This window comes from Mesorhizobium norvegicum (genome assembly GCF_004919685.1).
Taxonomy (GTDB): domain Bacteria; phylum Pseudomonadota; class Alphaproteobacteria; order Rhizobiales; family Rhizobiaceae; genus Mesorhizobium; species Mesorhizobium norvegicum.
The window spans coordinates 1-14,654 of record NZ_SMYZ01000182.1; the positions used below are offsets into that span (position 1 = coordinate 1).

Annotated in this window: 6 protein-coding genes and 1 tRNA gene; 3 read left to right on the plus strand and 4 right to left on the minus strand. The window is 66.5% G+C overall.

The genetic code is table 11. From position 1 onward, the window contains the following. Positions 1 to 309 precede the first annotated feature (309 nt). Positions 310 to 384 (plus strand) — tRNA-Glu (locus FCU66_RS40470). Between the two features lie 545 nt (positions 385 to 929). On the opposite strand, the gene FCU66_RS40480 is transcribed toward FCU66_RS40470, so the two are convergent. The 3 genes from FCU66_RS40480 to FCU66_RS40490 are packed head-to-tail and all read right to left on the minus strand — an operon-like array spanning position 930 to position 2,995. Then, positions 930 to 1,334 carry a TadE/TadG family type IV pilus assembly protein gene (locus FCU66_RS40480; RefSeq protein WP_136619467.1) on the minus strand — a complete coding sequence of 135 codons (405 nt, stop codon included), beginning with the start codon at positions 1,332 to 1,334 and terminating at the stop codon, positions 930 to 932. Further along, positions 1,324 to 1,764, minus strand: coding sequence for a TadE/TadG family type IV pilus assembly protein (locus tag FCU66_RS40485; RefSeq protein ID WP_246094215.1), 441 nt, complete (start codon positions 1,762 to 1,764; stop codon positions 1,324 to 1,326). Before FCU66_RS40485 ends, FCU66_RS40480 begins: the two co-directional genes overlap by 11 nt. 4 nt (positions 1,765 to 1,768) lie before the next feature. Continuing rightward, positions 1,769 to 2,995 (minus strand): DUF7305 domain-containing protein, encoded by a 1,227-nt coding sequence (locus tag FCU66_RS40490; protein ID WP_168991969.1) that lies wholly within the window; start codon positions 2,993 to 2,995, stop codon positions 1,769 to 1,771. 347 nt (positions 2,996 to 3,342) lie between these two features. Between FCU66_RS40490 and FCU66_RS40495 the strand changes: the two genes are divergently transcribed. Beyond that, positions 3,343 to 3,711, plus strand: a complete 369-nt coding sequence (locus FCU66_RS40495; protein WP_136619466.1) for a hypothetical protein — start codon at positions 3,343 to 3,345, stop codon at positions 3,709 to 3,711. A gap of 206 nt (positions 3,712 to 3,917) precedes the next feature. On the opposite strand, the gene FCU66_RS41515 is transcribed toward FCU66_RS40495, so the two are convergent. Next, positions 3,918 to 14,408, minus strand: a complete 10,491-nt coding sequence (locus FCU66_RS41515) for an autotransporter outer membrane beta-barrel domain-containing protein (protein ID WP_210239728.1) — start codon at positions 14,406 to 14,408, stop codon at positions 3,918 to 3,920. Between the two features lie 28 nt (positions 14,409 to 14,436). Between FCU66_RS41515 and FCU66_RS41755 the strand changes: the two genes are divergently transcribed. Next, a complete protein-coding gene (locus tag FCU66_RS41755) occupies positions 14,437 to 14,628 on the plus strand; it encodes a hypothetical protein (protein WP_210239729.1) in 192 nt (63 codons plus the stop codon). The last annotated feature ends 26 nt before the right edge of the window (positions 14,629 to 14,654 follow it).

Here is a 14,654-nt window from a genome sequence, read left to right on the forward strand (position 1 = left end):
AGGAGCGAAGCTCCGTCGCGGAGACCCGAGGATCCATGCCGGGAGTCCTGCGAGGAACGCAGCGGAGCAGAATCTGCGCCGTAGTATCGCTCGGAAGTCGCGGCATGGATCCTCGGGTCTGCGCCGCGTCGCTACGCTCCTTGCTCCGCCCGCGGATGACGAAGCGATGGGACGTCGCCGCCAATCATCAAACCCCTGCCAGCCCTGGCGAATTCGCTGATTTGGCAGGCCCGGAAAAAAGTTGTCCAAGGTGGCACCTGACGGGTTGCCGGTTACGCACAACGCCAGTATAAGCCGCTTCGTCTGAGCGCGCCCATCGTCTAGCGGTTAGGACACCGCCCTTTCACGGCGGTAACAGGGGTTCGATTCCCCTTGGGCGTACCAGAAATCTCAAGCACTTAGCGCACCTTTGCCACGATGCGTCGGGGCGAACAGAGATAGATTCAACGCGGCGCTTTCGAAAACGGGCGCCGTCGGCTAAGGCGGCCCCCTTCAGCGCTTCAACTTGGCGTCCGCCAAAGTCAAAAGCCAGTTATGATCCAAGGATTCGAGTCGTATCCAAGGCGCGGCTTTGCCTTTGCGCCGCTATCTTCCGGTTTGGCGGTTCCGGTAAAACTGCAGTCCAGATTTGGAACGCGCTTCTTGGCTGGCGGGTTGGTAGAACACAAGGCGGCGGCGTCACTGACCGCCACCTTCTTCTCCTTGGCGACAGCGACACCAGTCGCAGCGAAAACGACAGCCGCGCAAAATATAGCCACTCTCATTGGAACCCCCACAATGCACACTCCGAGAAATGCCCGGACATGACGCAACGTCATCTTTATATTAGCATTAACGAATATATAAGATAGCCCTATGCCGTCGAAAGCCGGCCGGAATGCCAGGCTTGCGTCAATTGACCGCCAAAGCCCGTACGGGCAGGCCAGAGCCTAGCCACCGACCAGCGGCACGGTAACGGTTGTCGCGTAGTTGACCGGGAATTGATTGAAGTAGGGGAAGTCGATGACGAACGCGTAGGTGGCGGTCAGATGCGCCATGCGGAAGCCGCCACTCACCGGGTCGATGGCGATCGTGACGTTCACATCCTTCAAACCCAGGGCCTGCAATTTCTGCGTGGCGATCGATTGGATGTCGGCCTGGGTCAGCGTGTTCTTAAGCTGCAGCGAGCGCGACGACGTCTCCAGCGTATAACGAACACTGGAGACCGAGTGCATCGACCAGCCGAAGGCAAAGATCCCGAACAGCAGCATGACCAGGAAAGGCGCGATCAGCGCGAACTCCAATCCGGCGCCACCCGATCGATCCCGCCTGAACGCGCTTGCTCTACCGGACACGGATCATCTCCTGGTGGCCGATCGTGGTGGAAGCGGCAAAGGCGCCGAAGGCAACGGGCGGCACCCAGGTGGCCGATGCCTGGATCTGGACATAGATCGACGGCACCTTCGGCCCGCTGCACAAGGTGCCAGCGACGACCACGGTCGTCCCGCACATGTAAATCCGGGTTAGCGTGACCTGACCGTCCTCCGGCCGATTCTGCCAGCTCGAAATGGCAATGGCCTTGATCGCCGTATCATCGTTCGATCCGCCCATGACCAGGTTCGCGGCAGTCTTGACGCCGGCGCGCATCGACAGCGAACTCGTCACGTAGGACCAGCCGTCCAGAATACCAAGCAGCACCAGGCACAGGATGGGCAGCACCATCGCGAACTCGACCGCCGCAACGCCCGCATCATCGCCAAGGATCGGCATCGATCGGCGTTCCACGAAGCTACTCGGCCAGTGCAACGGACCGCGCGGCCGGAATGTTGGGCACTCCGAGGCTCGTGCAATCCTGATTGATGGTTGAATTCCCAGACCATTGGATCGTATCGGCGACGACCCGGGTGCAGCCGCCATTGCCCGAGAAGTTGCCAAGATAGTTCACTTGCTGCTTGGGGAAGTAGATGGCTCCGGTCAGCAGCGAGTCCGCTGTGCCGTTGAATGTGCTGGATGCGCTGGTACCGGTCCTGTCGCCGTAGAAGAGAACGCCTGAGTAGGTGCCAGAAGTCGGCGCGCTGAGCTGCACGGAGGCATTGCCATTCATGCTGACCGTCGAACTGCCCGACATGAAGATGGTCACCCCGCTGCCGGTGATGGCCGCGTTGGCGTTTATCTTGAAGCTGCCCTGGACGACATAGACGCCAGGCGAAAGCGAGACATTGCCCTTCAGCGTCATGCCGCTGCAATAGGTGCCTGGACTGAGCGTCGCCTTGTTGTCGTTCTGGCAGGGGGTCGAGGGCGTCGGAGCCGGTAGGTCGACAAATGGATCGGCGGCAGGCAACGCCTGGGTGATCGGGGCCGCGCAGACGGTCGTGACGGGATTGCTGAGGGAGACACCGCCCGCCGATAGCAGGCAATCGGCCTGGAGGCCCGCCGAGCCCTGAAGCTTGATGGCATCAGAGGCGATCGAATTGGACATCACCGAGCAGCCGGTGACTTTCACGGTCGTGTTGCCTGAAAACAGCACCGCCTGCGGAGCGGACGGATCGAGCGCGAGCATGCAAGCACTCGAGGCGTCGGTGATGAGGGCCACCGCCCGCGCCTGTTCGGGAACCTGGGCCTGCGTGAAGATCAAGGTGAACATCCGGTCGAGCTTCTGGCCGACGATCACCTCGACAGCTTTCTTCGTCGTATTCGGTCCCGACGCCGGCGGCGTATTGACGACGATCGTGCCCGAGCCCAACCCATTCGTCGCAGCCGACTGAGTCGCGGCCGCGACGATGGTCGGCTTGTCGGAACCCGAGATCTGCTCAAGCGCGCCGGCATAGGCGGCGGCATCGGCCATCGCCTGCAATCTCAGGCTGTTGTAGTACCAATAAGAGGTTTCGACACCGAAGCCGGCGGCGCCGACAACGATCGGCAAGGTCAAGGCGAAAATGGTCGCAACATTTGCGCCCGTGCTCCGGCATATACCGTCCGCTATAAGCCGAGTTCGGGTGAAGCAATTGAAGGCCATGACCTAGATTAGAAAGCACGCATATATGAACGAATGGCTAAAAAGTTCGGTTGATTTTTGGTCAGCGATCTATTGTCCTCCAAAGGAAGGGGTTCGTTGGCTGATCGACGGGCATTGAAGGCAGCAAGACGACCCAAAAGCCCGCATCCCGCGTGGCGATAGTTTACCGTTCGCTAACAATGCAATTGCAGAGATGGCGTCAAGTGACCCGCTATGGGGCAGGATCGGCCGGCTCGCGTTCGCGATAGGACTTATGCGCGGCAAACCGGGACCAGGGTCCGTCTGGCGGGTTCATTGGCATCGTCGCATGATTTCTCAAGCGGGACGGCCGACTCGAAGGATGAACCATGAAAACTCGAACCAGCCTGCTCGCAGCGGTTGCGGCGCTCACACTTCTCGCCTCTCCGGCCTTCGCGGGCCCCGGCGGCAACGGCGGCGGCCATGGTAACGGCGGCGGTGGTGCGAACGGTAACGGCGGGAATTCAGCTGGAGCTGGATCGCAGAGGCATGGAGCTGCGACATCCGCGGCGGCAAAAGATCCATCCACCAGCGGTTTGACAAAGGCGCTCAGCGTCGTGGCGACCACGCCGGCATCGCCGCAGGCCACGCTGTCCCTGCAGGCAGCTTTGGACAAGCTCTTGGCCAAGAACGCGACTGAAGATCCGGCAGACACGACGGATGACACATCCGACGAAACCACTGGCGCTACGGAATAGATAGCTTTGGGGTAGTGGCGCTTTGACGTGACACTCCTTGTTGCCCGCGCCGGTTCGCCGGTGCGGGCTTTTTTTCATAGTCGCGTATCTTGGCGGCCGCACGGGGCCAGCGCCAGCAAGTCACGGCGGCGAGAGCGAGCGTCTTGGAGCGGCCCGCCTGCGATAGGTCCGCGGGTACCGTGCCGGCGACTGATCCGTGCCCTTGCCTACCAGTTCACCCTGAACCCGACATTGCCGCCATAGGTCTGCACCCGATCGGCGAACTTGCCGTCGAAGGTGGCGAACACCGATGTGTCGCTGCCCCAGTTCAGCTTGACGCCAGCGTTGACGGCGATCGCGTCTTCCGCCGCCGCAGCACCCTGGACGACGAAGGCATAGCCAGGGGCTGCCTGGAAGGTTGGCTCGACGGAGCGGTCCGGCTTGAACTCATGCAGCCAGGCCGCGCGCCCCCAGGCCTGCAGCGTCGTGGTCTCGCCGACTGCCACCGTCGTGTCGAGCTGCAGACCGAGCGAGACCGGCAGCGAGATGATCGTGCGGTGCTCGAAGTCCAGCCCCAGCGCACCGTCGTCCAGCGACTTTTCCGAAAAACCCCGCATCGATAGCGCCGAGAATTGCAGCCCGGCAAAGGGCGTGATGGCGCCAGCGCCGACCGGTTGCCGCCAGCCGGCCTCGATCGTGGTGCCGAAGCCGGCGCTCATGAAATCGCCGGTCCAGTGTTCCCTTGATATCGCGGGGACTGGGTTGAGCGGATCGGGCGCGCCGGGAACCGAGGTGAAGCGGTCGGTGGTGTTGGAGTAGAGGTCCATCGCCAGCGAACCGTTGATGTAGAACTGTCCCCATTTGCGCGCGCCATAGGCGCCGGCATGACCGCCGATGATGTTGCCGGAGGTTTCGCGGTCCGGCACGGCAAAGGATGACGCCACACCGCCGAGCGCAAAGCCGATCAGGATGTCGGGATCGCCCTGCGAGTCGAGGCCGGCGGCAAAGTTGCCGGACTTGTAGCCGAGGCCCGCACTGCCGACGACAGGATCGCCGGAAACCACGCCCGAATTGCCGCCGGCAGTCGCCCAGTAATTCCAGCGCCGCTCATCCGGCGCCTTCGCCATGGCATCGAAGGGATTGGCTTTGCCCGGCGGTTCCGCATAGGCCGTCTCCGGCACCGCCACCGACTGGGTCATCGGATCTGTTGCCAAGCCCATGCGCCAGGCATCCGACTGCCGGTTCATCGCGGTCAGGAAGGTGCTGTTGGCGTCGAACTCTGGCTGCTGGAAGCCGCTGACGCCCTCGCCCGAGATGGTGTCGTAGACCGCGCCAAGCTGGTCGAGCGTCGGGATGTAGAAGATCGCGCTGGCGATCTTGGTGAAGTTCGGCGACGTCAAGTCGGTCTGGATCGCATTGATCGCCGAACCCACCGCCGTCTGGTTCTCGGTCAGGCCGGCGCGGGCGAAATTGATGTCGACATTGAGGACGATGTCCTCGGGATTGGGATATTTCAGCGAATACTGCGCCACCGCGCTCGGTATGGAGTTCAGCTTCAAACCCTTGTCGGTCACGCCGCCAAGCGCGTGCAGGATGATGTAGTCCTCGTTGCCCGGCGAGGCCGCGCCTGGCTCCATGATGTTGATGTTGACGAAACCATTGACGTCGGCCGTTCCCGTCACATCGATCCGGTCGGCCTCGGGGTCGAGATCGAGGTCGAGCAGATAGACGCCGGTGGCCGCTTGCGACCAACTGCCGTTGACCTTGGTGGTCATCACGCGGTCGAGCCCGCCGGGTGCCGCCAAGCCGTCATTGTTGAGCTGGCCGGTCAGGCCGAGATCGACCGTATCGCCCATCAGATAGAGGGCAGTGGCCTTGTTGTTGAAGGTGTTGAGGCCGCCGCCGAGCCCGACCGACCCGACCGTTGCGAAGTAATTGTCGAAAGTGTCGTTGCCGTCGCCGCCACGCATCGCATAGCCGTCGATCAGCAGCATCGAACGGACGAGACCATTGTTGGTCAGCAAATTGTTGTTGCCGTCCTTGAAGTTGACGCCCGCACCCGCACCCGAGCCGCCGGTGATCTTCACGCCGGTGGCGATGGTCACCTTGATATCGCCATTGCTGGTGCCGCCGGCGCTCTGCTCCATCAGCGCGAAAGAATTCTTGCCGGTCACGTCGAGGTCCGCCGTCTGCGTGAACTCGATGCCGCCGCCGGTGCCGCTGCCGCCGGCCGAGCCGGAAAAGCCCTGCGGGGTCGAGTTCGCGTTCATCCTCAAGCCGAGGAAGTCACCGGTATGGCCGCCAACGCCGCCGCCGCCGCCGATGCTCTGGCCGAACACACCGACCGAATTGTCGCCAGTGATGGTCATGGCGACATTGCTGTTGATGGTGACCTTGCCGCCATTGCCGCTACCACGGTTGACGGCCTCGATGATGCCGTCGGTACCGGCTGTCACCACGCCGCCGCCGCCGCCGACCGACTGCGCGAAGATGCCGACCGAGCCGTCGCCGGTCAGCGTGATGTGGCCGGTGTTGGTGACGGTGACGTCACCGCCCTTGCCGGTCGCGCCGGTGTCGCCGCCGATGAACACCGGTGGCCCGATCGTCGCCGCGATCGCGGTTCCGCCTGTGCCGCCGCCACCGCCGACCGACTGCGCGAAGATCGCCACCGAATTGTCGCCGTCGAGCTGCATGGCGCCATTGTTGATGACGGTGACAATGCCGCCGTCGCCGCCGGCCGCGCCCTTGCCGCCAAGCGCGATGGAGAGGCCCGCCGCGCCGGCGGCCACCGAATAGGCCGCGCCGCCATTGCCGCCACCGCCGCCGACCGACTGCGCCATGATGCCGGTCGAGCCGAAGCCCTGCGTGTGGATGATGCCGTCGCTGAAATTGGTGACGTTGACGTCGCCGCCCTTGCCGTTGGCACCGCCGGCGCCGCCGATACCGAAGGTGAAGGCGCCCGGGCTGAGAGCCGCGGAAACGCTCATGGCGCCATTGCCGCCACCGCCGCCGATCGATTCGGCAAAGATCGCCACCGACGCATCTTCTATCGTGGTGATGCGGCCATGATTGTTGACGGTGACGACGCCGCCGTCGCCCGAACTGCCGCCGTCACCACCAACACCGATCGCGACCGGCACGATGCTGGCGGCGAACGCGCCGCCGCCATTGCCGCCGCCGCCGCCGATCGACTGCGCGAAGATGCCGTGCGCACCAATGCCTTCGACGGTGATCGCGCCGGCGGCCTTGTTGGTCACGGTGACGTCGCCGCCCTTGCCGGAGCTGCCGCCCTTGCCGCCGACCGCGATGAAGCCGATTGCCCGTCCGCCCGAGCCGCCGCCGCCGCCGACCGACTGGGCATTGATGGCATCGGCGCCGGCGCCGTAGGTGTGCAGGATATTGGAATTGGTGACCGTGACGACGCCGCCGGCGCCGCTCGAGCCCCCCGAACCGCCGATGGCGATCAGCGCCGGGATCGAGCCGGTGACGCCGCCATTCTTGCCGCCGCCTGAGCCACCGCCGCCGCCAACCGATTGCGCCTGGATCGCATAGGAATCGATGCCATGCGTCTCGATCATCGCCAGATTGGCGACATCGACCGCGCCGCCGCCACCGCTGGAGCCGCCACTGCCGCCGACCCCGAGCGCGGTGATGCCGAGCGAGCCGCCGGCGCCACCGCCGCCGCCAACCGACTGCGCGAAGATGCCAACGGAATCATCGGCATGGGTGAGAATGCCGCCGTAATTGTTGACGATGACGTGACCGCCGGCGCCTGAAGCGCCGCCACCGCCACCGATCGCCAGCAGCGCGCCCGCGCCACCGCCGGATCCGCCGCCGCCACCAACCGACTGGGCGAAGATGCCGGCCGAATGCCCCAGCTGTGGATCGACGGTCGGACCGTCGGCGCCCGGCGCCGTCGGCGTGGTGCCGAAGGTCTCGATCGTGGCCATGGTCGCCTGGGAGAGGTCGAGCTTGCCGTTGGTGACGGTCACGGAGCCACCATTGCCACTCGCACCAGCGCTGCCGCCAAGACCAACGGTGCCGACCGCGCCGGCCATGCCGTCGCCGCCGTCGCCGCCGCCACCGCCGACAGACTGCGCGTGGATGCCGTCCGACTTCTGGCCATGCGTGGTGATGATGCCTTCATTGCTGACGATGACGGTGCCGCCCGAGCCACCGCCGGTGCCGCTGCCGCCGATGGCGACCGAGCCGGAGCGCTTCAGGCTGGATGTGCCCAGCGGCGCGAGAAGAATTGTCGGATCGAGCGGCACATAGGGAATGGCGACAAGGCCGGTGGTGCCGATATAGGCATCGCCGCCCATGCCGCCGCCGCCGCCGATCGACTGGGCGGCGATGCCTGACGACTTGTCGCCATGGGTGGTGATGAAATCGTAATTGGCGACGTTGACGGTGTTGCCGTCATTGGCCGTTCCGCCTGCCCCGCCGACGGTCGCCTGCAGGTTCCAGTTCGGCTTGCCGCCGGCCGGTTCGCAGACCTTGGCCAGCGTACATTTCGCGCCGAGCTGCAGCGAGATCGAGTTGGAACGACCACCGGTGCCGCCGCCGCCGCCGATCGACTGCGCCAGGATGCCGAATGCGCCCATGCCCGACGTCTCGATGCCGCCATGCTGCTCGATCGTGACCGTGCCGCCCTTGTTGCCGTTGCCACCGGAGCCGCCGACCGCGACGCTGATATTGGCCTGCGTGCCCGCATTGTTGCCATTGAGGCCAAGCACGCCGGTGATCGCATTGCCGCCGGAGCCGCCACCACCACCGATCGAGTGCGCGAAGATGCCGTAGGCGCCATCGCCATTGGTAACCGTCTGTCCGGCCGCCAGCAGACCGGTCTGCAGCAGGCCGTGGTTGGTCACGACGATGTCACCGCCATAGCCGCTGTCGCCGCCAAAGCCGCCGACGCTGACGCCGACATTGAGATTGGTTCCGGTGCCCAGCGAACCGATGGCCGCTGAGACGGCCATGCCGCCATTGCCGCCGCCGCCGCCAACCGACTGCGCCTGGATGGCATGCGCTTCGACACCATAGGTCGAAACAGCGCCGGTGTTGTCGATCGTTGCCTTGCCGGCATTGCTGCCGACGCCGCCAAAGCCGCCGACGCTCGCCGACAAGGTCTTGGCATCGGTCCCGGCGATGACGCCTGAAATCGACATGCCGCCATTGCCGCCGCTGCCACCGATAGACTGCGCGAAGAGACCGACCGCCTGGTCGCCTCCGGTGATGGTCGCGCCGTGGCGCGTCACCAGCACATCGCCGCCGGCGCCGCCGCCGCCGCCCACGCCACCGACGGAGGCGCTGATCTGGTTGCCGTTCTCACCAAGGCTGAGGCTGGTGGTGACGCTGAGGCCGCCATTGCCGCCGCCACCGCCGACCGACTGCGCCAGCACGCCGAACGCCTTGATTCCGGTGGTCTGGATGATGCCGGTCGAGTCGACCGTGACGTTTCTGCCGTCGCCGGCCGAGCCGCCCAGGCCGCCCAGCGAAGCCGAAATCGCCGCCTTGGTGCCCTGCCCCTTGCCGAGCGTGCCGTTGACCGCTGCCGCGAACGAGAAGCCGCCGGAGCCGCCGCCGCCGCCGACCGACTGCGCGAAGATGCCGTTGGCGCCGGCGCCTTCGGTCAGGATGTTGTCGACCGAGGTGACGGTGACCGCCTCGCCGTTGCCGGCGCCGGCGCCGAGGCCGCCGATGGAGATGCCGATCGCTGCCTTGGCGTTCGGACCGGTGACCGAGAGCGCGCCGGAGAAACCGCCATTGCCGCCGCCGCCGCCGACCGATTGCGCGAAGATGCCGTTGGCATCGCCGCCCCTGGTGTGGATCGTCGCATTGTTGTTGGCGAGCGTGGTACCGACATTGCTGTTGACGATGACCGCGCCGGCATCCTTGCCGAGACCGCCAAAGCCGCCGATGCTGACGCTGGCGCCGCCGGCGCCATCGACCGTCATGTTGCCGGCGATGGAGAAGCCGCCATTGCCGCCGCCGCCACCGATCGACTGCGCCAGGATGCCGTTCGAAAGATCCCCCGTGGTGTCGATCGTGCCGGTGTTGTTGACGATGACCAGCCTGGAGATGCCGCCACTGCCGCCCTTGCCGCCAACCGACACCGAGGCGCTGCCTTGCTTGCCGGCGCCAGAGAGGGTCACGACCGCGCCGCCATTGCCGCCGCCGCCGCCGACAGACTGCGCCAGGATACCGTTCGAATTGGCTTTGATGGTGACAGTGTTGCCGATCGAGGTGGCCGTGACGACATCGCCATCGCCGCCAGCGCCGCCCGTACCACCGACACCGACGCCGATCGCGCCGCCATCGCCGACGATGGCGAGCGCGCCCGTGAAGCCGCCATTGCCGCCGCCGCCGCCGACAGACTGCGCCAGGATGCCGTCGGCCTTGCCGCCTTCGGTGCGCAGATTGCCGGTGCTGGTGACAGTAACCGATTTTGCATCGCCGCCGGCGCCGCCAGCGCCGCCGAGAGCGACCGACAGGCTGCCCGTACCACCGAGACTGCCTGCGACCGCGAAGCCGCCATTGCCGCCGCCACCACCGACCGATTGCGCGAAGATCGCATGCGAGCCATCGCCATCGGTCTCGATGTTGCCGTGGCTGTCGACGGTGACGATGTTGGCGTCGCCGCCGCTCGTTCCCGAACCGCCGACACCGACGCTGCCGGCAAGATCCTTGCTGCCCGAGAGCGCGATGGCGAAGCCGCCATTGCCGCCGCCGCCACCGACGGACTGTGCCAGGATGCCGAAGGAGTCTTTTCCGTTGGTCAGGATGTTGTTGTAGCTGGTGACAGTGACCGTGCCGGCATTCGACGCCGCTCCGCCGCTGCCGCCGACACTGACACCCAATCCGCCGCCGCCCAGCCCAATGCCGAGGCTGCCGGCGAAGCCGCCCGAGCCGCCGCCACCACCGACCGATTGCGCGAAGATGCCGGACGAATTGTCACCCTGTGTCCAGATCGTCGCGGCGGTGCCGGCAGGCGCCTGCAACACCGGCTGGCCGTTCAAGGCAACGCTATAGCTGTTGACGATCACATTGCCGGCGATCGAGCCGGTCGCACCCGCGCCGCCGATACCGACACCGATGCCGGCATTGCCGGTCGTGGCCGAACCGGCGACGGCGAAGCCGCCATTGCCGCCGCCACCGCCGATCGACTGCGCCAGGATGCCGTTGGAGAATTTGCCCGTCGTGGTGATCGTGCCGGTGCTTGTCACCGTGACGGCCTTGCCGACGCCGCCGACGCCGCCCTTGCCGCCGATCGCCACTGATGCCGTTGCCGCATCCGGATCGCCGAGCGCGCCGCTGACAGCCACGCTGAAGCCGCCATTGCCGCCGCCGCCGCCGATCGACTGCGCGATGATGCCGGACGAATTGTCGAAATTGGTCGAGATGTTGCCAGTCGAGGTGACGGTGACGATGCCGCCGCCGCCGCCGCCGGCGCCCTTGCCGCCAAGCGCCACGCCGACCGCGATCGACTTGCCGCCGCCGAGTGTGCCGGCAAAGCCGCCATTGCCGCCGCCGCCGCCGACCGATTGCGCCAGGATGCCGGCAGCACCGGTGCCGCGCACGTCACCGGACGTGAAATCGGCACCGGTCGAAATGTTGCCCGTCGAGACGACGTTGACGCCAAGCCCGTCGCCGGCCGCACCGCCGCTGCCGCCGAGCGCGACACCGATGCCGGCGTCCATTCCCAGTGCCAGCGAGACGGTCGAGCCGCCATTGCCGCCACCGCCGCCAACCGACTGCGCCAGGATGCCGATCGCCTGGTCGCCGGAGGTGGTGATGTTGCCGGTCGAGGTGACATGGACGATATCGGCGTTGCCGCCGCCCGCACCCTTGCCGCCGAGACCGACCGCAGCGCTCGCGCCTTGCAGCGTGATGGCGGCGGCGCCGGCGAACCCGCCATTGCCGCCGCCGCCGCCGACTGACTGCGCCATGATGCCGATTGATTGGTCGCCATGCGTTTCGATGTTGCCGGTCGAATTGACCGTCACCGAACCAGCCGTCTGGCCGGTTCCGCCAGTACCGCCGACGGCGACCGAAGCGCCCAACGCGCCTGTCGTAAACGTGCCGGCGACGCTGAAGCCGCCATTGCCGCCGCCGCCGCCGATCGATTGCGCCAGGATGCCGTCGGCCTGTTTGCCGTAAGTGGTGACGTTGCCGTAGTTGTTGACCTCGGCATGCTTGCCGATGCCACCCGTCGCTCCGCTGCCGCCGATCGAAACCGAGGCGGAGCCGCCGGCGCCTTCAAAGGAACCGGAGCCGCTCAGCGTCACGGCGAAACCGCCATTGCCGCCGCCGCCGCCGATCGATTGCGCCAGGATGCCGATCGAGCCGTCGTCGATCGTCAGGATGCTGTTTTGCGTGACGGTGTTGCCGACTTTCTTGCCATTGTTGACGGTTGCCGTGCCGGCATCGCCGCCGCCACCGCCCGTGCCACCGAGATTGACGCCGACGCCGACAAGGCCACCGGCTGCGATGCCGCCAGAGAAACCACCATTGCCGCCACCGCCGCCAATGCTCTCAGCCTGGACGCCGACAGCATTCTTGCCTTCGGTGACGAGATTCCAGGTGCCGGCATAGCTGGTGGTGACCGCATGATTGGCGCCGTCGGCGTTGATGACGACGTTTCCAGCCGTGCTGCCGTCGGCGCCCGCGCCGCCAAGGCCGACACTCGCCGCGCCGCCACCAAGTGCTGCCGAAACGGTGAAGCCGCCATTGCCGCCGCCACCGCCGACCGACTGCGCCAGGATGCCGGTCGAATTGTCGCCCTTCGTGTGGATCGAGCCGGAGCTGTCAACGATGACGTCCGCACCGGCGCCGCCGCCGGCGCCCTTGCCGCCAATATTGACCGCAATACCAACCGCGCCGCCGATGGCCCCGCCAATCGAATAGCCGCCATTGCCGCCGCCACCGCCGACTGACTGCGCGACGATACCGCCGGCATTGTCGCCGGCCGTCGAAATGTCGCTGAGGCTCGACACGGTGACGAGTTTCGATGCGCCGCCCGCGCCACCATTGCCGCCAATGCCGATCGCCGCCGCGAACGTGCCGGTGGCGTTGATCGCAACCGCGATTGCCGCGCCGCCATTACCGCCCGTACCGCCGATCGATTGTGCGAAGATGCCCCGAGAGCCGTTTCCATAGGTGGTCAGCGACCCGGCGGTCTCCACTGTCACGGTATTGCCGTCGCTGGCGTTGCCCGCGGCCCCGCCCATGGCGAGCGCAAGCGCTCCCACCGCACCCGAAACCGAGAATCCGCCATTGCCGCCGCCGCCGCCAATCGACTGCGCGAAAACGGCGTCCGACATGTCGCCGTGGGTGATGATCGAGTAAGCGGTATCGTTGGCGTCGCGCAGCACTTCCACCGCGCCGGACGTTCCGCCGCTGCCGCCCGAGCCGCCAAGCGCAACGCTGAAGCCGATGCCGCCGGCGAAAGCGCCGCCGCCATTGCCGCCGCCGCCGCCGACCGATTGGGCAAAGATGCCGGCCGAGTTGACCGCGTCCGCCGAGGTGTTGCCGGCCTGGGTCGCGATCTTGCCGGTCTCGATATCGCCGGCGTTGGTGACCGTGACCCGAGCGCCGTTGCCGCCGGCGCCGCCGGAACCGCCAGCCGAGAACAGGCCGCCGGAAGTGCCGCCATTGCCGCCGCCGCCGCCAACCGACTGCGCGAAGATGCCGACGGACTGCTTGCCGTCGGTGCTGATCGAACCGGCAGCCGTGTTCGTCACCTCGACGATGCCGCCATTGGTGGTCGAGGCGCCATCACCGCCGAGCGAGACGAGGCCGCCCGAATTGCCGCCATTGCCGCCGCCGCCGCCGATCGACTGCGCCAGGATGCCGTTCGATTCCTGGCCATGCGTGATGATCACGCCCGAGTTGGTGACGCCGACCGTCACGACATTGGCCGGGCCGCCATTGCCGCCGAGACTGCCGCTGCCGCCCGAAGCGAACAGGCCGAAGTTCGAGCCGCCGTCACCGCCGCCGCCGCCGATGGTCTGGGCAAGTATGCCTTGCGAATTGTTGCCCCAGGTGGTGATCGCGGCATTGTTGGTGACCTGGACGATACCGCCATTGCCGCCATTGCCGCCACCGCCGCCGGAGGAGGAGAACAGGCCGAAACCGCCGGCGCTGCCACCGCCGCCACCGCCGATCGACTGGGCGGCAATACCATGCGAGTAGATGCCATACGTGGTGATCGTCGTGCCGGCGCCCGTGAAGACATTGGCGTTGCCGCCGCTGCCGGCCGGGCTGCCGCCGCCCGGGTTGAAGACCAGGCCGCCGCCGCCGCCGCCATTGCCGCCATGGCCGCCCTGACTGATGGCGACGATGCCTGCTGAATAATTACCCGACGTCTCGACGCTTCCGCCGTTGAAGTTGACGGTAGCGTTGCCGCCGACACCGCCCAGGCCGCCATCGCCGGCATCGCCCGAAATACCCTTGGCATCGCCACCATCGCCGCCATCGCCGCCGACACTGCTCGCGACGATACCTGCGTTCGGGCACCCCGTGGGCAGCACGCAATTGTTGCTTGTCGTCACGGCCCCAGTGACGTTGACGGTGACGGTGCCGCCATCGGCGCCGTTGCCGCCATCGCCACCATCCGAAAAGACATAGCCATTGCTGCCATTGCCGCCGCGGCTTCCGTTCGAGGCACCGAGAACGCCGATGGTGCCGGTCGCGATCACCGCGCCGCTGCCGGGCACATTGGCGCTGGCTCCCGGCTGGCTGTAGTTGACCGTGAGTGTCGGACCGGAATTGCCCGACGGCCCACCGGCGGCCTTGACCGGCGGCGCGATGCAAGTCGTCCCGGCCGGCGCACCGCCGGCGACCGCGCAGCTTTCGGGTTTCGCCGGATCGGTCTGTGTGGCTGGCGTTTCAGGCGTGATCGTGCAGTCTGCCGCGTTGCCGGTGCTGCAGGTGTAGTGCTGGACTTCCGGCGCCGGCGCCGG

Coding starts and splice junctions, on each gene's coding strand:
- FCU66_RS40490 (WP_168991969.1), bottom strand. CDS start 2,995: ATGGCCTTCAATTGCTTCACCCGAACTCGGCTTATAGCGGACGGTATA.
- FCU66_RS40495 (WP_136619466.1), top strand. CDS start 3,343: ATGAAAACTCGAACCAGCCTGCTCGCAGCGGTTGCGGCGCTCACACTT.